Source organism: Idiomarina rhizosphaerae (genome assembly GCF_024159085.1).
Lineage (GTDB): Bacteria > Pseudomonadota > Gammaproteobacteria > Enterobacterales > Alteromonadaceae > Idiomarina > Idiomarina rhizosphaerae.
The window spans coordinates 606,973-629,688 of sequence record NZ_JAMZDE010000008.1 but is presented as its reverse complement, the minus strand read 5'-3'; the positions used below and the strand labels follow the sequence as shown (position 1 = coordinate 629,688).

Genomic DNA, 22,716 nt, shown 5'->3' with positions numbered 1-22,716 from the left:
CCCAGAGAAAACGCGCGTGAACTGGTGGACGAATAATAAAGGCGAATTTAATAAGCTGGCTAAACTGACCGGCCCTATTCTGGTGGCTCAGTTAACCCAAATGTTAATGAGTGTTGTGGACACTGTTATGGCCGGGCGTAAAGGCGCGGTTGATTTGGCCGCTGTGTCTGTCGGTGGCAGTATTTTTGTGCCAGCAACTTTATTGGTGTTTGGCCTGGCGCTGGCATTAGCGCCAATTATCTCTCATCTGGACGGTTCAAATTCGCACCGGCGTGTCGCTAACATATTGCAGCAGGGGCTCTACGCTTGCGCCATTGTTGGTGTTATCACATTACTCGGTATGTCATCCGCGCCCTGGTTGCTCGACATTATGGAAGTTGAAGACGACTTTCGCGCCATTACTCTGGATTATTTGTTTTACATCTCCTGGGGGATACCGGGCTTTGTTATTTATGCTGTACTGAGAAACTTCTGCGAGGGCTTGTCGAACACCATGCCGTCGCTGATCATTGGTTTTATCGGACTATTGATAAATATTCCGGCAAACTACATTTTTGTTTACGGCAAATTTGGTATGCCGGAGCTGGGCGGTGCCGGTTGCGGCCTGGCAACGGCTATCGTCTTGTGGGGTATGGCGCTTTCAATGGTGGTTTATACCTTTACCGCAAAACGCTACAAGCGGTTACGCCTGCTCCGTCGCTGGTACCGGCCTAACTGGGACGACGTTACCTACGTTATTCGCATTGGTTTTCCTATTTCAATGTCGCTCTTTTTCGAAGTTAGTCTGTTTGCTGCGGTCGCGTTATTAATTGCGCCGCTGGGGCCGACAGTGGTTTCTGCTCACCAGATTGCGCTGAACATAAGTTCGTTAGTGTATATGGTGCCGCTGAGTATCTCTATGGCGGTGACGTTACGGGTTGGTTTTGCGCTGGGTGCGGGTAATCCGAAAAACGCCATGTTGAGCTTTAAACTCGCGATGCTTTTTGGTGGCGTGTTTGCGGGCGTTAACGGTTTAATTATGTATCTGGGTGGTGGTTGGTTAGCCAGCCTTTACACTCCTGACCAGGATATTATTAATCTGGCAGCAACGCTGATGGGGCTGGCGGCTATTTTCACTGTGTCGGACACCTTCCAGGCCATTTCCATTGGCACTCTGCGTGGCTACAAAGACACTAAATACCCAATGATATTGGCCTTTATTTCGTACTGGCCATTTGGTTTAACTGTTGGTTATATTCTGGGGCTGACCGACTGGGTCGTGCCGGCCATGGGCGCGGCCGGTTTCTGGATTGGCTTTATTAGTGGCTTAAGTGTCGCGGCGGTACTCTTATCACTGCGCTTACGCCGCGTATCCCGCCGATACGAGCGTAAGCATTTTCGTGAGCAGTTAAACAGCGCCGCTTAACCGCGGCGCTTCGCTAATACCTCCAGCACATCGTCCAGGCTAAGCTCATTGGCTCGCAGCGCAACCAGCAAATGATAAAGTAAATCCGCGCTTTCATTAACCAGCTCGTCTTTATCGGCAGTTGCCGCTGCCAGAGCGACTTCAACGCCTTCTTCGCCGACTTTTTGAGCCACTCGCTTTAATCCTTTAGCAAACAGACTGGCAGTGTAACTTTCGCTGGTATCTGCGCCTTTACGGCTGGCAATGAGCGAGTCAAGCTCATGCAGCAAGGGCTTAGGTGCTTCGGCAAAACAACTGCGGTTGCCTAAATGGCAGGTAGGGCCATCGGGTATAGCCTGAACCAGTAACGCGTCGTTATCGCAGTCCGAATAGATGCCCTCAAGCCGGAGGTAGTTGTTTGAGCTTTCGCCCTTAGTCCATAAACGATCTTTGCTGCGGCTGTAAAAGGTGGTTTTACCGCTAGCAAAGCTTTCCTTAATGGCTTCTGTGCTCATATAGGCCTGCATTAACACTTCACCGGTTAGAGCGTGTTGTACTGTGCAGGGCAGTAAACCTGACATTTTCTCCCAGGCCAACTGGTCTATGTTATTCAAATCAATTTTCATGTCGTCTCCTGAAGCGCTTCAATGGGGCGAACCGCAATATTATTGGCTGCCATAGCGGCTTTGACGTCGCTGATGCTGAATAGGTTTTTGTGAAACACCGAAGCCGCAAGTGCACCATCTACCTGCGCCTTTTGAAAGGCATCAACAAAGTGCTGAATCTCACCGGCACCGCCTGACGCGATTAACGGCACAGAGCAATGCGCGCGCAATGCCGACAGTTGTGCAATATCGTAACCTTGACGCACACCGTCCTGATTCATACAGTTCAACACAATCTCACCGGCACCACGGGAAATGACTTCCTGCAGCCAGTCTTTTGTTTGCCATGCCGATTTATGCGACTTGCTCTCGTCTCCGGTAAACTGGTGCACTTCATATTCACCGGACTGTTCGTTATAAAAGCTGTCTATGCCAATAACGATGCATTGCTGACCAAACTCCTCAACCAGCGTGTTAATTAAATTGGGGTTAAGCAGGGCTGGCGAATTAATGGAAATTTTGTCCGCGCCCATAGACAGCATGGTTTGTGCGTGCTCAACCGAACGAATGCCGCCGGCAACGGTAAAAGGAATGTTGATTTCCCGGGCAACCCGCTCAACCCAGGACTTATCCACCGTGCGGCCATCTGCCGATGCGGTAATATCATAAAACACCAGTTCGTCGGCACCGCTCTCCGCATAACGTTTTGCCAGTGGCAGAATATCACCAATAATTTCATGGTTTCGAAACTTAACCCCTTTAACGACTTGTCCGTCGCGAACGTCCAGGCAGGGTATTACGCGTTTTGCCAGCATGCCAGTGCCTCCTGCATAGTGAAAGCGCCGGTAAGCAATGACTTACCCAGAATAACTGAATCACAGTTTACAGCTTTCAAATCTTTAAGATCGTCTAAGCAACTGACACCACCGGATGCCTGCCAGACCACTTGTGGATAAAGTGCTTTGTAACGCTTATAGAGTTCAACATTGGTGCCGGTCATGGTGCCGTCTTTACTGATATCGGTGCACAGCACATGGAGGCAGCCTAAATCGAGATAACGGTTGAGAATATCATCCAGTGTATGAGTGCTGGCCTGTTGCCAGCCGTGAGTGGCGACCATCGCATTGCCGCTCTGATCAATATTCACATCCAGCGCCAGTACAATTTTTTCTCCGCCGTAGGTCTGGAACCATTGTTTTACTCTGTCCGGGTTATTAACCGCGGTTGAACCAATTACAGCACGTTCAATACCGGCTTCAAATAAAGCTTCTAAATCCTCGGTTGTACGAATCCCGCCGCCAGCCTGACACCTCATGCCGGAATCTGAGGCGAGCTTAGCCAGCAGCTTCTGCTGGCGCTTGTCAGGGTCTTTAGCACCGTCTAAATCCACCAGATGAAGCCACTCGGCACCCGCTTCTGCATAGAGCTGAGCCTGTCCCAGCGGGGTTAAATCAAACTCGGTTTTTTGCGCGAAGTCGCCCTGATACAGGCGAACAACTTTGCCGTCGATAAGATCCAGAGCAGGGATCAGCATAATTCTAACTCCAAAAAACGTTTTAGCAGAGCTTCGCCTGTTTTGCCTGAGCGTTCGGGGTGAAACTGCGCACCAAAATAGTTGTTGTGCCGTATCATAGAGGCAAAGCGCTCGCCGTATTCGCTGCTGGCAATAGTATATTCATCTACTGCCACGGCAAAACTGTGCACGAAGTAGCAATAACTGTCATTTCCCTGGACTAGCGGGTTATCTGCGGTTGGCTGCAGCGTATTCCAGCCCATATGCGGCAAAGGCAGACCAGAATCGCGCAGGCGTTTGGTTTTTGCCGGAATCAGATTCAGGCAGTCAACGTCACCTTCTTCCGAGTGCGAGGTCAGCAACTGCATACCCAGGCAAATACCCAACACTGGCTGGGTTAACTCCCGCAGCGGTTCAACGAGTTGCTTGCGCTGTAAGTTACGCATAGCCGCGGCAGCTGTCCCTACGCCGGGTAAAATGACACGGTCAGCGGCGCGTATTTGTTCTGCATCATCGGTAATAAGCACTGAGTAGCCCAGGCGTTCAACCGCAAAGCGGACCGAAGTCAGGTTGGCACACTCGGTATCGACAATCACCACATTCATGCCAGCATCCCCTTACTTGAAGGCAACTGTTGGTCTCCGGTTTTGGTAATGGCCTGACGCAGCGCCCGGCCAAATACCTTAAACAGGCTTTCGACCTGGTGGTGGGTATTACCTTCGGTGGTCGATAAGTGCAAGCTCATTGCCATAGCATCGGTTAACGAGCGGAAAAAGTGCTCGACCATTTCGGTGGATAATTCGCCGACTTTGTCGCGGGTGAAATCTGCTCCCCATTTCAAATAGGGGCGTCCGGATAAATCGATCAGACATTCCGCCCGGCATTCATCCATAGGCAGAGCAAAGCCAAAGCGACCAATGCCGCGCTTGTCGCCCAGTGCTGAGCGCAATGCCTGACCTAAGGCTAGGGCGGTGTCTTCAATGGTGTGGTGATCGTCAATGTGCAAATCACCCTTAACCTTAACCGAAAGCGAGAAACCCGCGTGTGTGGCTATCTGCTCAAGCATGTGATCAAAAAAGCCAATGCCGGTATCAAATTCGCGCGGTGCCTGGCTGTCTAAATCCACCTTAATGTTGATGTCCGTTTCCCGGGTGGTGCGTGTAACCGAAGCTGTACGTGGGTTATCCAGTAGCTGGTGTACAATGGCATCCCAGTTGAGTTCGGTGCGGCTGTAACGCAGGCCTTCAATCCCCATGTTTTCTGCCAGTTGCAGGTCGGTTTCACGGTCGCCAATAACGTAGGAGTTTGTGAAATCCACACGGCCTTCTTTCAGGTACGACTTTACCAGCCCAAGCGCAGGCTTACGGCAGCTGCAGTTATCACTGTCAAAGTGAGGGCAAATCAGAACGTCATTAAACCGAATACCTTGTGATTCAAACACCGCCATCATCAAATTATGTGGCGCGTCAAAATCGGCTTGTGGAAAGCTGTCTGTCCCCAGACCATCCTGGTTGGACACCATCACCAACTGATAACCAGCCTGTTGCAGTTTCAGCAAAGCCGGTACCACGTTCGGTTCAAACACCAACTTCTCAACACTGTCCAACTGCTTGTCAGTGGCTGGTTCTTCGACCAGAGTTCCGTCACGATCGATAAATAGAATAGGCTTCTGGCTCATGAAAAATAGTCCTTCAACTGTTGAATCAGTTCGTCATTTTCGGCGGCGCTGCCAATAGTTATACGAACAACGTTTTCCAGTCCCCGCTGCGCCGACTGATTACGTATTAATAGGCCGTTATCGGCAAGTGTCTTCACTAAACCAGCGGCATCTTCACACTGATACAGTAAAAAGTTAGTGTCACTTTGCGATACCAGGGTCAGTGGTGTTTGCTCTAAGGCTGTTTGCACCCGTTCGCGCTCGGCTAATAAGGTTGCTACCTGTTGCTGAAGTCGTTCAAGCGAACTTGTCTGCAAAGCCTGAACCGCAATTTGCACTGTAGGGTCTGGCAAAGGGTACGGCGCCAGAACTTTCTGCAGTAACTCAATGATGTCGTCATTCGCCAGCAAAAAGCCGCAGCGAATGCCGGCCAGAGCAAAGGCTTTCGATAAGGTACGTAACACCACCAAATTCGGATAACGTTCCAGCCAACTGACAACGCTGTCACCAGAGCTGAACTCAATATAGGCTTCATCAACTACCACAATAGAACGTGGCGAGTGCTGTAATACCTGTTCAATGTCATTTGTATTCAGTGCATTTCCCAATGGGTTTGACGGCGAGCACAGGAAAATGACTTTGCACTCAGCGGAAGCTTCTATGACCGACTCCGTATCCAGTTGCCAGTTGTTCACCTTTCCGCTATTTAGTAAGGGAACCTCCGTAACACCAACGGCAAAGGTCTTAGCCGAAATAGCGTACATACCGTATGTGGGTGGGCAAATCAGTACCTTGTCCTGCCCCGGCTCACAAAAAGCTCGTATCAGTAACTCGATACCTTCATCCGAACCGCGGCTGCTTAACACCTGCGAGGCTTTAATTCCGGCGTATTCAGCGTATGCCTGATTCAGCGGCTTAGACTGAAACTCCGGGTAACGGTTAAGTTTACTGTCATCAACGTTGTACGAGTTACTGTACGGAGACTCGTTTGCGTTCAGCCAGATATTGCCGCCGCTCATACTACGCCGTGCAGAGGCATAGGGTGTTAGCTGTTTCAGATGCTGGCGCTGTAACTGCTCAACAATGCTCATAGTTTGCTCTCCGTACTTTTAGTTTCCGTACGAATAGTCACGGCACGTTTGTGCGCATCTAAACCTTCAACGTCAGCCAAAGTAGTAATGGCTTCTGCTAACTGGCGTAGTCCGTCCTGGCTAGCTTCCTGTACCGTATAACGACGGTAAAAATCAACCAGCCCAAGGCTGCTGTAATTGCGGGCATAGCCATAAGTTGGCAGCACGTGGTTGGTACCGGTGGCATAGTCACCGCCGGATTCCGGCGTGTAGTGACCGACAAAGACAGAGCCTGCCCGGGTTAACTGTGGCAGCAGCTCGCGTGCGTTGTCCGTTTGAATTGAAAGGTGCTCAGGCGCATAGGTTTCGCTAATGGCTATGGCTTCATTCATATCGGCAACCACCAGAAGACGACTTGCCTGCAATGCCTGCTCCGCAATATCGGCGCGACTTAGCTGAGCGCATTGTGCAATCAGCTCCTGCCGTACGTTTTTCGCGACCGTTATTGACGGCGTAAGCAAAATAACCTGAGAGTCCGGGCCGTGCTCAGCCTGCGAGAGTAGATCTGCCGCCACATAGGCTGGGTTTGCACTGTCATCAGCAATGACCAGAAGCTCTGAGGGGCCTGCCGGTAAATCCATGGCACAGCCGCTGTCATTCTGGCTAACCTGTTGCTTGGCTTCGGTCACGAAGCTGTTACCCGGGCCAAAGACTTTACCTACAGCAGGCGATGACTCTATGCCGTAGGCCAGCGCGCCAATTGCCTGAGCGCCGCCACACAGCAGAATATCGGTTACGCCGCAACGCTTAGCCGCATAGAGCAGGGCGGCTGGTAATTCGCCTTGTTTATTAGGCGGGCTGACCATAACCACACGCTGGCACCCGGCAATTTGTGCCGGAACGCCCAGCATTAACGCGGTAGAAGGCAAGGTCGCGCTGCCGCCGGGAATGTACAGACCGACTGCATCTAAAGGTGCATAGCGAAGTTCACACTGTACACCTGGCGCTGTTTCAATGCTTAAATCTTGCGGCCGCTGTGCTTCGTGAAAGCGGTAAATCGTCTGGTAAGCGGTGTCTATGGCGCGTTTTACTTTGTCATCTAAACTAGCTACGGCTGCTTCCACCTGTTCATTGCTCATTCGCAGTGAGGTCGCATCCGGGTTATCGAACTGGCGGGTATAGTTCAGTACCGCACGTTCACCGTTATCACGCACGTCGCTTAGAATTACCGCGACTTTTTCACGCAGAGACTCAGCCTGAGCCTGTCCGGGGCGTGCTAAGCGTTGAGTTCGCTCCGCCGCCGTCAGGCTTTGCCATTGTTCAATGGGTATCCGTAATTCACTCATGATCACCCCATCATTTTTTCAATAGGCAATACAAGTATCGAACTGCAGCCCATAGATTTAAGGTCTTCCATGGTTTCCCAGAATAGCTTCTCGGTGCTGACCATGTGCACGGCAACTTGCTCGTCGGTGTGGCTTAGCGGCAGAATGGTCGGTGTTTCCGCGCCGGGCAACAACTCGACTACTTGCTCTAATTTGTTTTTTGGAGCATGCAGCATAATGTATTTGCTTTCCCGCGCCATTTGCACGCCGTCTATACGGGGCAGCAACTGATCTATCATGGCCTGCTTTTCTTCCGACAGGCTGTCAGCACGTTGTATTAACTGCGCCTGGGAACGGAATATCACGTCTTTTTCGACCAACCCGTTTGCTTCCAGCGTAGCTCCGGTGGAAACTAAGTCACATATGGCTTCGGCAAGGCCCGCACGGGGAGCAACTTCCACAGAACCGGTCAGCATAACCGTACGCGCATTCACGCCGTTGTCTTTCAGGTAACGCTTAAGCAACTGCGGGTAGGTGGTGGCAACTCTTAAGCCGTCTAAGTCTTGCAGTGACTGGTATTGGCTTTCTCTTGGCACCGCCAGCGACAAGCGGCACTGACCAAACTCAAGCCCGCGTAATGGCTGATAGGCCGCGACAGAATCTGTTGCAATGCGCTCTAACCGGGCTTCTTCCAGCACGTTTTCGCCAACCAGACCTAAATCAACCACGCCGTCCATAACCAGACCCGGAATGTCGTCATCACGTACGCGCAGTAAATCGATAGGGTGACTGGTGCTGTGCGCAATGAGGCGTGCTTCGTTGACACTAAATTTCACACCGCAGGCATTCAGCAATGCCATAGATTCTTTACTCAGTCGTCCTGATTTCTGTATCGCAATGGTTAAACGGTCAGTCATAACAGCTCCTAAAATGAAAAACCCCCGAAGGTATATGCCTTTCGGGGGTTGTATAGTCAATCGAAAGGCTAGCGTTTATACGGCTAGCCCAAACATTAAGTTCACGGCTAAGCCATACAGTTCCAATGATGATGATGGTGGCTGTGAACAAAACGCATAATTAACACTCCAATAAAAATAGTTTTACTTCGCAAAGTTGTATAGCACTATAACAGCTGAGAAATGTAATGCAAGAGTAAACTTATTGGTTATTTAGTCGATATAAGCTTATTATTTAACCAGTGGTTGTATAGTCAAATAACAGAATTCATTCTCTGCGAGGCGAAAGACAACAACAATGGCTAACTTTGATGCAATGGTTCCGTTGATCCCCAAAGACACTCGCGTGCCTGTGGACTTCGCCCGTGAGCAGATGAAAATAAACCAGGTTGAAAAAATACACGAGCTTCGTGCAACCACTGAAGAAGAAAGCTCGACCATCAATGAAGATAAACAGCGCGAAGACAGTCAGCATCATCAACCACAACAGCAAGCGTCTCCACAAACCGAACCTGAAGAGGCTGCTGACGACGATGAAACTCCTTCTTCAGGGCATATAGACACCTACGCCTGAGCAAACATCTATGTCATAATACGTGCCTATTTCTTCGGCGGTTAAGGTTATGGCGACGGTTTTATCAGTATTTAAGCCAACAGGCGAGCTCGCACAAGCAATTACAAACTTCCAGCCACGAGCCGCTCAGCAGCAAATGGCAGAAGCCATAGCCGCTACCGTTAAGAAAAAAGGTGAGTTGGTCGTTGAGGCCGAAACCGGCACCGGCAAAACGTTTGCGTATTTGGCTCCTGTACTACTGGGCAAAGGCAAAGCTATTGTCTCTACTGGTACCAAAAACCTGCAGGAACAGCTGTTCCACCGCGACTTACCCATGTTAAGAAAAGTGCTGGCGCCGGAAAAAGTTGTCGCTTTATTAAAAGGCCGTTCAAATTATTTGTGTCTGCACCGCATGGAGCAGGCAACCCAACAGGCCGGACAGTTCAGTAAAGACATTCAAAATCAGCTTATTACGGTAAAGCGCTGGGCGACATCCACACGCAGTGGTGATGTGGGCGAGCTGAACGCCTTAGCGGAAGACGCCTCAGTATTACCGCAGGTAACCAGCACTCAGGACAACTGCCTGGGGCGGGACTGTCCGGTGTACGAAGACTGCCACTTAGTCAAAGCCCGCAAAGAAGCCATGGAAGCCGATATTGTGGTGGTGAACCATCATCTTTTCTTTGCCGATATGGCGCTAAAAGACACCGGTTTTGGTGAGCTTATTCCGAGTGTCGACACCGTGGTTTTTGACGAAGCTCATCAAATTCCGGACATTGCCAGCCAGTACTTTGGCGAAACGGTTTCCAGTCGGCAACTGACAGAAATGTGCGAAGAACTGCAGCGTTTATGTATGACCGAGCTGAAGGACTTGTCGCAGGCAAGCGCTATGGCTCGTACGTTATTGCAAGCTTTGAAAGACTGGCGATTGTTGTTTCCGCGAGACCCTATGCGGGGCAACTGGAGAGACTGGCGCAAAAAGCCGGACGTTGCAGAGGTTGCTGAACGGGTACAGGAGCGTTTAACTCTGCTGACCGACGTTATGAAAACCGCTATAGGCCGTAATAAAGATTTTGATAATTTACATGAACGCGCTGAACAGCATCTCACTATTTGGCGTCAGTTAATGGACGTAGACCGCACCGGCTACAGCTTTTGGTTTGAAACCACGCCCCGACATGTCAGTTTGCATCAAACGCCGCTAAGCGTTGCCAAGACTTTCGGTGGCTATATTAAGCGCAACAAAATGAGCTGGGTATTTACCTCGGCCACTTTGGCGGTTAACGGTAAGTTTGACTACTTTACCAAGCGTTTAGGCATAGATGACGCCGATACCCTGTTGCTAGAAAGTCCGTTTGATTTTGCTAAGCAAGCCAAGCTGTGTTTACCGCGTTATTTGCCCGAGGCGAACGATCCGAACCGGCACCAGATGCTGACCGAAATTGCCGAGCAGTGCGTTAAGGTGAACCGCGGCGGGACTTTTTTGCTTTTTACCAGCCACCGTATGCTGCAGCAAATGGCGGCAATATTACGCGACCGGCTGGATCGCGACATTCTGGTGCAGGGCGAGTCCGGCAAAACAGAGTTACTGGAAACCTTCACCAAAAAAGGTAATGCCGTGCTGTTGGGCACCTCCTCATTCTGGGAAGGGGTCGATGTGCGGGGTGAAGCCTTGCGCTGCGTTATTATCGACAAACTGCCGTTTGCCTCGCCGGATGATCCTTTGCTGAATGCACGTGTTGAAGATGCCCGTTTGCGTGGTGTCGATGCCTTCAGCACGATACAATTACCGCAGGCAATAATTGCGCTGAAACAGGGCGCAGGACGACTAATTCGCGATAAAGACGACTCCGGTGTGTTAATTGTTTGCGACAGTCGCTTAGTAACGCGCCAATACGGTAAGCAGTTTTTATCCAGCTTGCCGGCTATGTCACGAACCCGGGATTTAAATGAGGCGCTGAGTTTTTTAGCGCAAGTTGCAGAGAAAGATGAAACCAATAATGACGAACTTATTAGCAATTGATACGTCGACTGAAAATTGCTCAGTGGCTATTCGCTGGCAGGACAGCTTCTTTAGCGAAGCAATAGAAAGCCCGCGGGAGCACTCGCAGCGCTTACTGCCTTTTGTTGAGCAAATGCTGCAGCAGGCTAAGACCGAATTAAATCAGCTGGACGGGCTGGTGGTTGGCGTTGGCCCCGGCAGTTTTACCGGCGTACGAATTGGTGTATCCATGGCGCAGGGCCTGGCTTTTAGTGCTGAGTTACCAGTGTTTCCGGTCAGTAGCCTGCAGGCGTTAGCGCAGCAAGCCATTCGTAAACACAATGCAGAAGCGGTTGTTGCCTGTATTGATGCGCGCATGGGTGAAATTTATTATGCCTTGTACCGTAATAATAATGGTCTTGCCGAACAAATAACGGAGCCTGCCGTTGCTGAACCCTCCGCAAGTTTATTTGCAGGGCATAATGTTCAGGGGTTCCATACCGCGGGAACTGGTTGGGACAACTACGCAGGTACCCTGGACCCTAAGCAGGAATTAAAGCACAGCATGGATTGCCGGTTACCGCTGGCGGAAGACATGCTGACAATAGCAACTAAAGGTTGTGTTGCTGCGGTCGATGCAGAGAACTTAGAACCTTTGTATGTTCGTAATGAAGTGACCTGGAAAAAATTGCCGGGTCGATAGCTTGTAGAATGGCACTGAACTCGCCATAATAAAATCAGTCTTACTAACAGATGAGCTTTGTAAACGTGCGAATTAATCCGCAAGCGGTTCAACCGCTAAACAGTCAACAGCAGGGGCCTCAAAGGTCTGCGCCAGAAGATCAGCAACGTCAGGAGCAAAACCCGACGAAAGTTGCTGACTTGCGGCAGGTGGTGCCTGATGTTCGGCAAAGTCAGCGGCGCGCAGAACGGTGGGAATCACTTAATACGTTTTACGATGAGCCACCACAACGTTCTCAAAAAGCACTTAATGCTTATCAAAACATAGCGTTAAGTGAGAAAAGAGAGCAAATTACGTCAATGTTTGGTGTTGATGTTTACGCCTGAGTGAGGTCTGTTATGAAAACGATATTTGCAGTATTAACGACATTGGTACTGGTGGGGTGCTCTTCAGTTCCCGATGAGCTTGCCACTGACAATGAAGAAGCATTGGTGAGTTACAAAGTTGCCAAGCACCAGGGGGACGAGGTAGAAGGTGAGCCAGCCCGTTGGGGCGGTGTTATTGCCGATGTTCGCAACGCCGAAGATCATACCGTGCTTGAAGTTGTCAGCTTTCCACTGAAACGCTGGGGGCGACCTGAAGTTAGCGATAACAGCGACGGACGTTTCTTAGCTGTAATTAATGACTTTGTTGACCCCGATGTCTACCAGCAAGGCCGGGCAATTAGTTTTGTCGGTACTATTGGTCAAACCCAGCAGGGTAAAATTGACGAATACGTTTATACCTACCCGGTTATTGAAGCAACAGGGTATCACCTGTGGAAGATTGAGAAGCAGAAAAGCCACGTAGAAATCGATTATTCGCCACTGTGGTTCCGTCATAACTTCTATTCACCTTATTATCCTTACCGTTATCCGGTTCCGGTACGTGTTCGTGTGCAGGACAACTCGGGTACTCCGGCTAAAAACCGCAACTAATTCGTCCTTTAATGGATTATCGAGAAGCTTTAGAGCAGGCTACCCCAGTCAGTTACCAGCTCGACTGGGGTACAGTTCGCGGGCTGTGTTGGGGCGATCCTAACGACATAAGAGTTGTTGCAACCCATGGTTGGTTAGACAACAGTCACAGCTTTTTACCTGTAGCTCAGTACTGGTCACCTGACAAAGGTGGCCTTTTAGCTCTTGACTGGCCCGGTCATGGACACAGTGATCACCGTCCGGTGGGAAACTATTATCATTTTATCGACTATGCTTATGACTTATGGCAGCTGATTCAGCAGCAGGGCTGGCAGAATCTAACCTTGCTTGGTCATTCTATGGGCGGGTTTGTTAGCAATGTGGTTGCGGCATTATGTCCGGAGCGTATTCAACAACTGCTATTAGTTGAAGCCTTTGGGTTATTGGTGTCTGACGGAACGAATGCGCAGGAGCAACTGAAACAGGGCTTTTTAAGTCGCAAAAAACTACAGACACCGCGCTGGCGAAGCTACGCAAACTTTGACTCGGCGGTAGAGGCCAGAGCCGCTCAGGCTGACTTTTCAGCTAATTTAGTCCGGTTAATTGTTGAGCGTGGCTGCGAGCATGGTGAAGATGGCCGCTGGCAGTGGCGAGCCGATGCCAGGGTAAAAACAACATCGGCCTACAGGTTACCGAGTTCGGCAGTGGATGACTTGTTTGAAAAGTTGACCATGCCAGTGACCGTCGTGCGTGGAAGCCGCGGTTATGATCAGTTAGATAGCGCATTTAAGCGATGGCAGGATAAAGTTTCTGGCTTAAGTTGTAAGACATTGGAAGGTGGACATCACGTACATATGGAACAACCTGAGAAAATAGCTGAACTGCTTAAATCGTACGTTTAGCGGCTGGTAACGACTAGGATTAACTGGTCGGATATGCGATGATTGCGCCACTGAAAATAACTATAAATAGTGAGAGGCGGAGCCTTTTATGGATAAAATTTGGTTGGAAAACTACCCAGCGGGAGTACCGGAAACAATTGACCCGGATCACTTTGCGTCGTTGGTTGATATACTTGAGCAGTCCATTGAAAAGTACGGCGAGAAAACGGCTTTCGTAAACATGGACTCAGAAATGAGTTTCAAAGAACTGGGTCTGAAAACTCGCGACTTTGCCGCTTACTTGCACAGTACTGGCCTTAAAAAAGGCGACGCTGTTGCGGTTATGATGCCAAATTTGCTGCAATATCCTGTGGCGTTATTCGGCATTTTGCGAGCAGGCATGACTGTGGTGAACGTCAACCCACTTTATACTCCGCGCGAGTTAAAGCATCAGCTGGTAGATTCTCAGGCAAAAGCTCTGGTTATTTTGGAAAACTTTGCTCAAACCTATGAAAAAATCAAAGCAGAAGCTCCGCTCGATTTAGTTATTACCACGCAAATTGGCGATCAGTTACCTTTGCTTAAGCGCTATTTGGTTAACTTTGTGGTTAAGTATATAAAACGTATGGTGCCTTCTCATAAGCTAAAAGGCACGGTGAGTTTTAATCAGGCGCTGGCCAAAGGAACCATGGCCGACTATAAACGCCCTGAAGTGACCGGCGATGATATTGCCTTTTTGCAATACACCGGTGGAACAACGGGGGTGGCCAAAGGCGCTATGCTGTCGCACCGTAATATGGTTGCTAACCTTGAACAAGTTTCCTCTGTTATTACCCCCATAATGAACGACGGCGAAGAAACCATTATTACCGCGTTGCCGCTGTATCATATCTTTGCGTTAACCGCGAACTGCCTTACCTTTATTAAGCACGGCGGCAAGAACGTCTTAATTACCAACCCGCGCGACATGCCTAACTTTGTGAAAGAGCTGAATAAGTACCCTTTCTCCATGATTTCAGGCGTTAACACACTGTTTAATGGTTTGTTGAACACCAAAGGCTTTAAAGACGTTAACTTCTCTAATTTAAAAATTGCCCTGGGCGGCGGTATGGCGGTTCAGCGTGCAGTGGCCGAAGAGTGGGAGCGGGTAACCAAATCTCGTTTGCTGGAAGGTTACGGTTTAACCGAGTGTTCTCCGGTGGTTACCGTTAACCCTTACGATATTGAACATTACACGGGCAGCATTGGTTTACCGGTGCCAAGTACCGACATGCGTATTGTTGACCCTGAAACGCGCGAAGAAGTGGCTTTAGGTGAACCGGGCGAGCTGGAAGTGAAAGGCCCGCAAGTTATGGTGGGTTACCTTAACCGTCCTGATGCGACAGCAGAATCAATTAAAGACGGTTGGTTTGCAACGGGTGACATGGCCACGGTTGATGAGCGTGGTTACTTCAAAATTGTGGACCGTAAAAAGGACATGATTTTGGTGTCGGGCTTTAATGTTTATCCGAACGAAATTGAAGACGTACTGGCTGACCATCCTAAAATTCTTGAGTCGGCAGCCATAGGCGTTCCGCACGAGTCGTCTGGCGAAGCGGTAAAAGTCTTCATTGTGGCAAAAGATAAGTCACTGACCGAACGTGAAGTTATCGACTTTGCACGTGAAAACCTGACCGGTTACAAAGTACCTAAACTGGTTGAGTTTCGTGACGAATTGCCTAAATCCAACGTTGGCAAAATAATTCGCCGTGAATTACGCGATGAAGAGGACGACGCTTGACTCTGCCGTTAGAATTACCCGAGTCGGTACAACAATACCGGCTCGTTAGCACCACTCACGATTTACAAGATCTCTGCCAGCAGGCCGTAAAATGCGGCTGGTTCGCTATTGACTCTGAGTTTGTGCGCGAACGCACTTACTACGCTCAGTTAGGGTTATTACAAATTCACGCTAACGGCACAACGGCCGTTATTGACCCGCTGGCGGATATTGATTTAGAGCCTTTATGGCAGCTGATTTCCGGCGATGAAGTCGAAACCGTATTGCATGCCGGTGGCGAAGATATTGAACTGTTTTTCCAGCAAAGCAATGGCCGCCAACCCAAACAAATTTTTGATAGCCAGATAGCCGCAGGTTTTTGTGGTCTGGGTGATTCAATGGGTTATGCGCGGCTGGTTGATGCTTTGTTTGACGGCGTTGAGCTGGACAAGAGCTTGTCACGCACCAACTGGCTGAAACGCCCGTTAAGTGACGAACAATTGGACTATGCCGCTGCCGATGCCAGTTATCTGGCGATAATGTACCCGTACCTTAAAGCTCTGTGTGAAGAAAAAGGTGTGCTGAATATTGTCTACGAAGAGTCGCAAATTCAGGTGCGTAAACGCACACAAAGCTGGCCCGATGATCTGCTCTATTTGGGCGTAGGCAATGCCTGGCAGCTGAACCCGCGGCAACTGGCTACGCTGAAAATTCTGACACCCTGGCGTTTACACAAAGCGCGTGAGCGCGACATTCCGCTGGGCTTTATTGTCAAAGACGGGGTCTTGCTTGAGCTAGCCCGGAGAATGCCAAAAAGCGACGACGAGCTAAGCCGAATTCCCGATTTAGCTCCTATGTCACGTAAGTATTCAGGGCGGGACATTATTCGCTGTATTCAGCAGGCTGAACAAGTGCCTGAAACGGAACTGCCAAAAACCCTTGAACGGCTGGACGATATGGACGGTTATAAACCAACCTTTAAGGCCATAAAAAAAGCGGTTACCGAACTTGCCGAAAGCTTGCAGATACCTGCGTCGTTGGTGGCTTCGCGGAAGCAAATTAACGACATTATTAACTTTCACTGGCAGTATTCAACGCAACAACAGCAACGTTTGCCGCAACCAGACTTAATGGTGGGTTGGCGCAAGCAGGCAATTGGGGCAGAATTACAGGCTATTGTTAGTCAGGCCTAAGCCCATATTCAGGAGAACAGCCATGCTGTGTGATGTTTATCGCAGCTCGAAGAAAGCGGATACCTATTTGTACCTGCTTCACGGCGACGAATTTACCGAAGTACCTGACGTTTTGCGCGAGCAGTTTGGTCGCGCAGAAAAAGTTCTGACATTAAACCTGGCGGGCCGTGAACAGTTGGCTCGTTTAACGGTCGAAAAATTACAGGAACATTTGCATAACGATGGCTACTATTTACAGTTGCCGCCGAAACGAGAGGAACTTCAATTCAATGTTAACAAATAAAATAAAAGTAGCAGGGCTGGCCTTTTGTCTGGCCTCTTCATTTGCGCTCAGCGCGCCGGCTTCTGCGTATCAGGAAGCTGAGGATAAAGCGAAAAAAGAGTCCAGCGAAGAGGTTAATCAGCAGTTTGCCGCCTACGTTGAAGCTCTGAAAGCCGAGGCCATTGAAAGCGGCTATAAGCAGGACACACTGGATAAAGCTTTTGCCAAAGTTAAGTATTACGAGCGGGCAGTCGAGCTGGATAATAACCAGCCGGAATTTAAACTGACGCTGGATACCTATCTGCCACGTGCAGTACCGGACTGGAAAGCTGAAAAAGCACTGGAAAAGTACAATGAACATAAAGAGCTGCTGGATAAAGTGGGCAAAGAGTACGGCGTACAGCCGCGCTTTATTGTGGCGCTGTGGGGTATTGAAACCAACTTTGGTTCGTTCACAGGTGGCTTTGACGTGGTATCGGCACTAACTACGCTGGCTTTTGACGGACGTCGCGAAGAGTTTTTCAAAAAGCAGCTTTGGGAAGCTTTAACCATTATTGAAGACGGCCACATTGAACCGGAGCAAATGAAAGGATCATGGGCTGGCGCTATGGGTCAGACTCAGTTTATGCCCAGCTCGTTCATGAGTTACGCCGTAGACTACGACAACGATGGCAAAAAAGACATTTGGGGCAGCTACCCGGACGTATTTGCGTCAGCCGCTAACTACCTAAGCTCTGTTGGCTGGAAGGACGACGTAACCTGGGGACGTCAGGTACAACTGCCTGAAGGTTTTGATGAGTCACTAGCCGGGCTGGACACCAAGAAGAAGCTAGCCGAGTGGTCCGACTTAGGCGTTACGCGTTTTGACGGCTCTGAGTTGCCATCGCGCGCCGATATAGAAGCTTCAATAGTGATTCCCGACGACAAAGAAGGCCGTGTTTATCTGGCTTATGCCAACTACGACGCCTTAATGCGCTGGAACCGTTCACATTACTTTGTGGCTGCCGTGGGCTATTTGTCCGACCGCATTCGTTTTCCAAGGTAATGCCTTGTCGGTATTAATGAAATGGTATGAGCAGCCGCTGCATACACTCAGCCATGCGCAGTGGGAAGCCCTGTGCGATGGCTGTGGACAGTGCTGCTTAAACCAATTGCAGGACGAAGAAGACCATCTTTATTCCACCAATGTTGCCTGTCGGTTATTAGACACCGACACCGCATGTTGCACCGACTACGCTCACCGAAGCCAACGCGTACCCGAATGCGTTACGTTAACCCCTGACAACCTCGACGAGGTTTACTTTATGCCTGCCAGTTGCGCGTATCGGTTGCGGGCAGAAGGGCAGCCTTTGCCTGAATGGCATCCGTTAAGGCACGAAGGTAGCAAAGAGCAAATGAAAAAAGCCGGCTATCATGTAGCCGGCCATTGCGTAAGTGAGGCGAAGTTTAAGGGCGACCTGGAAGACCGTATAGTGACCTGGCCCTTGTCTTAGCCCTGGCATTAAAACGGATTATTTGTGGTACAGCACCAGCCCGTCTTTTTTCGTGAACGACGAAATAATGTGGCAAATAGTCACAATAATACCGATGAGCAACAAGCCCGCAAAAATCACCGTCATCCAGCCCGGCATGCCTAACCCCAGCCATTGCCAGTCAATGTCACCGCATAACCCCGGTGCCGCAAAAAGCCCCGGCATCCATTCGTGCAGTGGTGCCCAGTCAGGAAAATTAGGCGCACTTTCACACACGGCAAAGAATGCGTTTTTCGAGGTTTGGAGATCCCAGTGGTCGTAGGCAATTAATAAGCCCTGATAACTGCTGTACAGCCAGCCAACTAGAGCCGCCCAGCGCGTTAACCAAAGCCCGGAACCAAACAGGCCGACAATAGCGGACAAGCCAATACCGACAACCGCCATACGTTGATAAACACACTTTACGCAGGGCTCTAAGTTAAGAACCATCTGGAAGTAAAGCGCGGCGCCCAACAGGCCTGAACATCCTAAAAATAACAGTAACCAGGCAAAGGGTTTGTTAGGCCACTGACCCACAGACAGCATGATGATTTTCCTTAAGAAACTGTAAAAACGTAGAAACCATACCCAAATAGCGTGGTGTTGTCGATATAAAGCCAGAAGTTATCTTGTCCGACCTCACAGAAGGCTGCTAGAATCCTTTTATTAGTTAGTTCACAGGCGGGAATATGATAATAAAAGCTAAAAGTCCGGCGGGTTTTGCCGAGGAGTACATCGTAAAATCTATCTGGAACGGGCATTTTGCGCCCGGCACTATTCTACCCGCTGAACGAGAACTCTCTGAACTCATTGGCGTAACGCGAACCACCCTGCGCGAAGTGCTGCAGCGTCTGGCGCGCGACGGCTGGCTGACCATTCAGCACGGCAAACCCACCAAAGTGAACAACTTTTGGGAAACCTCTGGCCTTAATATTTTAGAAACTCTGGCGCGCCTTGACGAAGACGGCATGCCTGAGCTAGTCGACCAGCTGTTGTCTGCCCGCACCAATATTAGCGCCATTTATATTCGCGCCGCCATTCGCCATAACCCTAAGCGTGTTATGGAGCTACTGGAACCCACCAGCGAGCTGGAAGACAACAAAAAGACCTTTGCCGAGTTCGACTATCAGTTGAACCACGACTTAGCCATGGCCTCGGGTAACCCCATTTATGTGCTGGTACTGAACGGTTTTAAAGGTCTGTACTCGCGTATTGGGCAATATTACTTTTCGTCGTCCGAAGCCCGCCAGCTGGCCCGCGACTACTATGAAAACCTAATAGCCGTAACCCGCGAAGGCGACTACAACGAGTCCGTTAACCTGGTTCGTCGCTACGGTTACGAGTCCGCTGAAATTTGGCATAGCCTGCGTGGCGATATGCCGGATGATTTGGTGGGTTGAAAACCTCTCCAAACAAAAATTTGATGCCTGACAATAGTTGATGCTAATTGTCGGGTATTTAAAACACTGCCCCATATACCGCAAACTACATAACTTTTTCTGTTAATTAGCGCGCTCTTTTATTGGTTTTATTTGTTACTTTATTGTTGTGTTAACTCTTTAACTCGTTTAGTGTCAATTACATAAGCAGACTGTAAAGATTGATATTGCGTATTTTAGGATAGCTAAATGACTACGCTTGCTTGTGCGTTATACATAAAGGTTAAAATAGGAATCGAGAGGGATTATGGAGCAAGATCTTCGTGTGTACGCAAAGGGACTGGCATTTTCAGATGGAATATACGATCTAAGAACCCTTGAGAGTTTGATAACCAACTATCGCAAGATATTTGATCGCCTCATAGCTGTTCAGCTTGGGAAACGCCAGGTAAGCTCTGGGCTGAAGAGTCAGCTTGATTACGATGTTAAGATTCAATCTGGTTCCATTGAGCTTTTTATTAATTTAGTACTTGAACACCGTGAGTATATTGCTGTTCTCTCGGCAGATGGCGGGTCAGCTTTATCTAAAGCTATCGTTACTCTGCTGCGTGATGCAATAAATTTGCGCGAGAAAGCATCTCAGGTTATTGAAAAAGGTCTGACACTGAATATTAATATCGCTAACAGCTTCAATATTGGCTCCAGCGTAAACAATGGAAATGTTTTCAGTGGCGAAAACGGAAACATTTACATTCGAGACCCCAAAATTCTTTGGGCAGCCCGAGCAACACGATCCCCAGTTAATGGGCTATTGTCTCATGTGGATGGAAAAGCAGTTGAATTTATTGATATTAATAGTAAAGAGGATGCTTTCCGTTTCGATCCAGATCAGAGGCACATCGTTGGTAAAAGCAAAGAAGAGCTGCCAACGACTTTGAAGATACTAGGGCGCTTAGACATGGTGGCATTCACTTCGCACCGTGGATCGATAGTGTCAGACGGAGAGCGTTTTAATGTGACCTGGGACGACCAAATACGCAAAAAAATGCAGCGAATTGCCGATATCGAAGGCGTGGTATTTACTGTTCGACCTGTGGTTGACCACAAGCGTCTAAATAATGAGGCGATAGGCTTTCATGTCTTGGACTGTGGTGATCCTCAACAGAGTCTCAAAATCTAAATTTTTAACACGTTGCTGCATGAGATAGCCGCGGAATGCCATTCCAATTTCCCCGCTGTGCTCAGCGTTGGTATGATTCTCTTTGTCAACTTTGAACGAGTGAAGTCCTGCCACTTTTTCAGCCATAATCAGCTTTTCCTGACTGACTTTAGACGACGGGATACTGTCATAATGAATGGGTATGGTTTCTCGGTGCTCTTCACAATAGGTGACTTCGGGAAACTCTTTATAAATATCTAAACCGATAAAAATTATTCTACGTTTGTTCATGCTAGCCTCCAAATGGTTTAGTCTTGAACAGACTGATTATGGCACTGGCTTTTAGCTAACCTAGGAAAATGCGGAGGCTAGCATTTAAACAGGAAGCCATTGTGCCTAGCCTTACAAAAGGAGATTAGATTTGCTGCTGACTTTAGAATCTGGACCTGCGAGTATTATTCAGGCCAAAAATATAGGTTTGTTAGATTTGGCTCCGACAGAAGATGATCAGTTGTATGTTCATCAGGAGAGTGAAGATCACCGGTTATTTTTTTATGGGAATTTTAAGGGGTTTCATACTTATGCTTTGGTAACACATACAAAATTCAAGATTAATAAAGACAGTGTGAGACTGTTAGATGAAAGTTCATTTGAGGCAGAGTTAATATTTGAAGATGAAGAGGGCGATGAAAAGTCCCAACTCACCAGATTTGGTTCACCAATGGCACCCTTGTCGAATGTTTCAGCTTGTAAATATGGTAGAGATTATGATTGTTTTGAGTTCTCTTTTTCTAATGGTGCAGCAAATCAAAAATTTCCATGTGATTTAGTTTTTGTAACTCATTACGCCAAAGATTTGAAATATTCTATTCCTCTTTGCATCGAATACATCGGTATGGCTGCAAAAAACGGAAGAACTGCCCAAGATAGGTTAGGTGAGGGGCACGATAAACTGCAGACTATTTTGGCTAAGCTCAATGCTAGGGATCAGTTTAAAAGCGCATCAATTATCCTATACAAGCCAGGTGAATTAGATTGTAATGAAATAACTTTTGAACAAGTTGTTAATATATTAGAAGCTAGCCTCATTCAACATTTTAAACCTACGCCACTTAATGTCGAGCACTTAAACTTCCCTAACAACAGGACTAAATTAATTTCTATTTTAAAAAATATCGGAGCCGTCCTGATTAACGTAAAGCTAGAAAGCCCTAAAGGCACTTCATTGTACTCGATGCACAAAACAGAAAAACTAGAAGAACATCTTATTTTTGTTCAAATCCCATAATGCTGACACATATGAGTCTCCCTGAGGTCAATAGATAAAACGAATCTTCTGGCCGTGTGAACGGTCAGTCTTTTGTCCATCAGCAAAGCAGGCTGCTTCATCAGTCATTAGAGTTGCCAGACAATAGCCTGCAACAAACACATATCGGGGCTCTTTTAACTCATGCTCAATAAATGCCTGTTGAATTCAGCATCCTTGCTAATCTCAGGGACACCAGACATTCATCGGTTAACCTGGGTAGAACCCCTTGTTGCCGGCGTTATTTAAGGTGACGGGCTCAATGCCAGTTCGTTTCAGGCTCAGCACAAAAGTCGTAGACCCAGTACCAGCAGTGCATGTACTTAACACCAACAACAATATTGCCGATATAGGGCGTTAATAAATCCAGCAGTGGCTCTGGTAGCGCCTTGATTTCACGGTGTAAGATGGTTTCACGAGCATCATTCAGAATGCATACGTACAGAGAGCAGGCATGCAAATCAATTCCACAATAGTGCGGGTGTGGTGTAGTATAAAACTTCATTGGGTCTTCTCTTTTTTGGTTTGGGGAGAAGGCTCAATCAGTATCAAGCGCATGTTATCGGATTGGTTTTCCACTGCGC

The 22,716-nt window shown here is 48.6% G+C and carries 26 protein-coding genes; 15 read left to right on the top strand and 11 right to left on the bottom strand.

What is annotated here, in order from left to right; translation table 11 throughout:
• The first annotated feature begins 16 nt into the window (after positions 1 to 16).
• Positions 17 to 1,405: an MATE family efflux transporter gene (locus NJR55_RS13415; RefSeq protein WP_253620395.1), complete on the top strand. Its 1,389-nt coding sequence runs from the start codon at positions 17 to 19 to the stop codon at positions 1,403 to 1,405.
• Here NJR55_RS13415 and hisIE read toward each other — a convergent pair.
• From hisIE to hisG, 8 genes are read right to left on the bottom strand one after another with little or no spacing between them, the layout of a single operon-like run.
• The gene (gene hisIE / locus NJR55_RS13410) at positions 1,402 to 2,010 is read right to left on the bottom strand and encodes a bifunctional phosphoribosyl-AMP cyclohydrolase/phosphoribosyl-ATP diphosphatase HisIE (protein WP_253620394.1); all 609 of its coding nucleotides are present in this window, start codon (positions 2,008 to 2,010) and stop codon (positions 1,402 to 1,404) included. The genes NJR55_RS13415 and hisIE overlap by 4 nt on opposite strands.
• Positions 2,007 to 2,804 carry an imidazole glycerol phosphate synthase subunit HisF gene (gene hisF, locus NJR55_RS13405; RefSeq protein WP_253620393.1) on the bottom strand — a complete coding sequence of 266 codons (798 nt, stop codon included), beginning with the start codon at positions 2,802 to 2,804 and terminating at the stop codon, positions 2,007 to 2,009. Before hisF ends, hisIE begins: the two co-directional genes overlap by 4 nt.
• Positions 2,786 to 3,523, bottom strand: a complete 738-nt coding sequence (hisA, locus tag NJR55_RS13400) for a 1-(5-phosphoribosyl)-5-[(5-phosphoribosylamino)methylideneamino]imidazole-4-carboxamide isomerase (protein WP_253620392.1) — start codon at positions 3,521 to 3,523, stop codon at positions 2,786 to 2,788. Before hisA ends, hisF begins: the two co-directional genes overlap by 19 nt.
• A complete protein-coding gene (gene hisH, locus NJR55_RS13395) occupies positions 3,517 to 4,107 on the bottom strand; it encodes an imidazole glycerol phosphate synthase subunit HisH (protein ID WP_253620391.1) in 591 nt (196 codons plus the stop codon). The genes hisA and hisH overlap by 7 nt, the downstream gene beginning before the upstream one ends.
• The gene (hisB, locus tag NJR55_RS13390; protein WP_253620390.1) at positions 4,104 to 5,180 is read right to left on the bottom strand and encodes a bifunctional histidinol-phosphatase/imidazoleglycerol-phosphate dehydratase HisB; all 1,077 of its coding nucleotides are present in this window, start codon (positions 5,178 to 5,180) and stop codon (positions 4,104 to 4,106) included. Before hisB ends, hisH begins: the two co-directional genes overlap by 4 nt.
• Positions 5,177 to 6,250, bottom strand: a complete 1,074-nt coding sequence (hisC, locus tag NJR55_RS13385) for a histidinol-phosphate transaminase (RefSeq protein WP_253620389.1) — start codon at positions 6,248 to 6,250, stop codon at positions 5,177 to 5,179. Before hisC ends, hisB begins: the two co-directional genes overlap by 4 nt.
• On the bottom strand, positions 6,247 to 7,575 hold the full coding sequence (hisD, locus tag NJR55_RS13380) for a histidinol dehydrogenase (RefSeq protein WP_253620388.1): 1,329 nt from the start codon (positions 7,573 to 7,575) through the stop codon (positions 6,247 to 6,249). Before hisD ends, hisC begins: the two co-directional genes overlap by 4 nt.
• Before the next feature lie 2 nt (positions 7,576 to 7,577).
• The gene (hisG, locus tag NJR55_RS13375) at positions 7,578 to 8,471 is read right to left on the bottom strand and encodes an ATP phosphoribosyltransferase (protein WP_253620387.1); all 894 of its coding nucleotides are present in this window, start codon (positions 8,469 to 8,471) and stop codon (positions 7,578 to 7,580) included.
• A 337-nt stretch (positions 8,472 to 8,808) separates the two neighbouring features.
• On the opposite strand from hisG, the gene NJR55_RS13370 reads away from it, so the two are divergent.
• The 11 genes from NJR55_RS13370 to NJR55_RS13320 all read left to right on the top strand — a co-directional run bounded on the left by NJR55_RS13370 (position 8,809) and on the right by NJR55_RS13320 (position 18,270).
• Entirely contained in the window at positions 8,809 to 9,084 is a 276-nt protein-coding gene (locus NJR55_RS13370) for a hypothetical protein (protein WP_253620386.1), read from the top strand.
• Positions 9,085 to 9,133: 49 nt separating this feature from the next.
• Complete coding sequence (locus NJR55_RS13365) at positions 9,134 to 11,086, top strand: DNA repair helicase YoaA (RefSeq protein WP_253620385.1); 1,953 nt, start codon at positions 9,134 to 9,136, stop codon at positions 11,084 to 11,086.
• A complete protein-coding gene (gene tsaB, locus NJR55_RS13360; RefSeq protein WP_253620384.1) occupies positions 11,064 to 11,747 on the top strand; it encodes a tRNA (adenosine(37)-N6)-threonylcarbamoyltransferase complex dimerization subunit type 1 TsaB in 684 nt (227 codons plus the stop codon). The genes NJR55_RS13365 and tsaB overlap by 23 nt, the downstream gene beginning before the upstream one ends.
• 50 nt (positions 11,748 to 11,797) lie before the next feature.
• Entirely contained in the window at positions 11,798 to 12,112 is a 315-nt protein-coding gene (locus tag NJR55_RS13355) for a hypothetical protein (protein WP_253620383.1), read from the top strand.
• A gap of 12 nt (positions 12,113 to 12,124) precedes the next feature.
• Positions 12,125 to 12,703 (top strand): Slp family lipoprotein, encoded by a 579-nt coding sequence (locus tag NJR55_RS13350; protein ID WP_253620382.1) that lies wholly within the window; start codon positions 12,125 to 12,127, stop codon positions 12,701 to 12,703.
• 11 nt (positions 12,704 to 12,714) lie between these two features.
• Complete coding sequence (locus NJR55_RS13345) at positions 12,715 to 13,584, top strand: alpha/beta fold hydrolase (protein ID WP_253620381.1); 870 nt, start codon at positions 12,715 to 12,717, stop codon at positions 13,582 to 13,584.
• Positions 13,585 to 13,672: 88 nt separating this feature from the next.
• A complete protein-coding gene (gene fadD / locus NJR55_RS13340; RefSeq protein ID WP_253620380.1) occupies positions 13,673 to 15,343 on the top strand; it encodes a long-chain-fatty-acid--CoA ligase FadD in 1,671 nt (556 codons plus the stop codon).
• Positions 15,340 to 16,515, top strand: coding sequence for a ribonuclease D (gene rnd / locus NJR55_RS13335; RefSeq protein ID WP_253620379.1), 1,176 nt, complete (start codon positions 15,340 to 15,342; stop codon positions 16,513 to 16,515). The genes fadD and rnd overlap by 4 nt, the downstream gene beginning before the upstream one ends.
• Before the next feature lie 22 nt (positions 16,516 to 16,537).
• The gene (locus NJR55_RS13330) at positions 16,538 to 16,798 is read left to right on the top strand and encodes a YcgL domain-containing protein (RefSeq protein WP_253620378.1); all 261 of its coding nucleotides are present in this window, start codon (positions 16,538 to 16,540) and stop codon (positions 16,796 to 16,798) included.
• Positions 16,785 to 17,822 (top strand): lytic murein transglycosylase, encoded by a 1,038-nt coding sequence (locus NJR55_RS13325; protein ID WP_253620377.1) that lies wholly within the window; start codon positions 16,785 to 16,787, stop codon positions 17,820 to 17,822. Before NJR55_RS13330 ends, NJR55_RS13325 begins: the two co-directional genes overlap by 14 nt.
• Positions 17,823 to 17,826: 4 nt before the next feature.
• Positions 17,827 to 18,270, top strand: a complete 444-nt coding sequence (locus tag NJR55_RS13320; RefSeq protein ID WP_420844470.1) for a YcgN family cysteine cluster protein — start codon at positions 17,827 to 17,829, stop codon at positions 18,268 to 18,270.
• A gap of 18 nt (positions 18,271 to 18,288) precedes the next feature.
• Here NJR55_RS13320 and dsbB read toward each other — a convergent pair whose 3' ends face one another.
• Positions 18,289 to 18,834 (bottom strand): disulfide bond formation protein DsbB, encoded by a 546-nt coding sequence (dsbB, locus tag NJR55_RS13315; protein WP_253620376.1) that lies wholly within the window; start codon positions 18,832 to 18,834, stop codon positions 18,289 to 18,291.
• 143 nt (positions 18,835 to 18,977) lie between these two features.
• Between dsbB and fadR the strand changes: the two genes are divergently transcribed.
• Together fadR and NJR55_RS13305 are read left to right on the top strand one after the other, a co-directional pair.
• Positions 18,978 to 19,688, top strand: coding sequence for a fatty acid metabolism transcriptional regulator FadR (gene fadR, locus NJR55_RS13310; RefSeq protein WP_253620375.1), 711 nt, complete (start codon positions 18,978 to 18,980; stop codon positions 19,686 to 19,688).
• Positions 19,689 to 19,974: 286 nt separating this feature from the next.
• Positions 19,975 to 20,847: a hypothetical protein gene (locus NJR55_RS13305; RefSeq protein ID WP_253620374.1), complete on the top strand. Its 873-nt coding sequence runs from the start codon at positions 19,975 to 19,977 to the stop codon at positions 20,845 to 20,847.
• Here the strand turns inward: NJR55_RS13305 and NJR55_RS13300 are convergent.
• Positions 20,779 to 21,117 carry a hypothetical protein gene (locus NJR55_RS13300; protein WP_253620373.1) on the bottom strand — a complete coding sequence of 113 codons (339 nt, stop codon included), beginning with the start codon at positions 21,115 to 21,117 and terminating at the stop codon, positions 20,779 to 20,781. The two genes, NJR55_RS13305 and NJR55_RS13300, sit on opposite strands and share 69 nt — an antisense overlap.
• A 130-nt stretch (positions 21,118 to 21,247) precedes the next feature.
• Between NJR55_RS13300 and NJR55_RS13295 the strand changes: the two genes are divergently transcribed.
• Positions 21,248 to 22,114, top strand: coding sequence for a hypothetical protein (locus NJR55_RS13295; RefSeq protein ID WP_253620372.1), 867 nt, complete (start codon positions 21,248 to 21,250; stop codon positions 22,112 to 22,114).
• Positions 22,115 to 22,391: 277 nt separating this feature from the next.
• Here NJR55_RS13295 and NJR55_RS13290 read toward each other — a convergent pair whose 3' ends face one another.
• Complete coding sequence (locus tag NJR55_RS13290; protein WP_253620371.1) at positions 22,392 to 22,637, bottom strand: hypothetical protein; 246 nt, start codon at positions 22,635 to 22,637, stop codon at positions 22,392 to 22,394.
• Positions 22,638 to 22,716 lie beyond the last annotated feature (79 nt).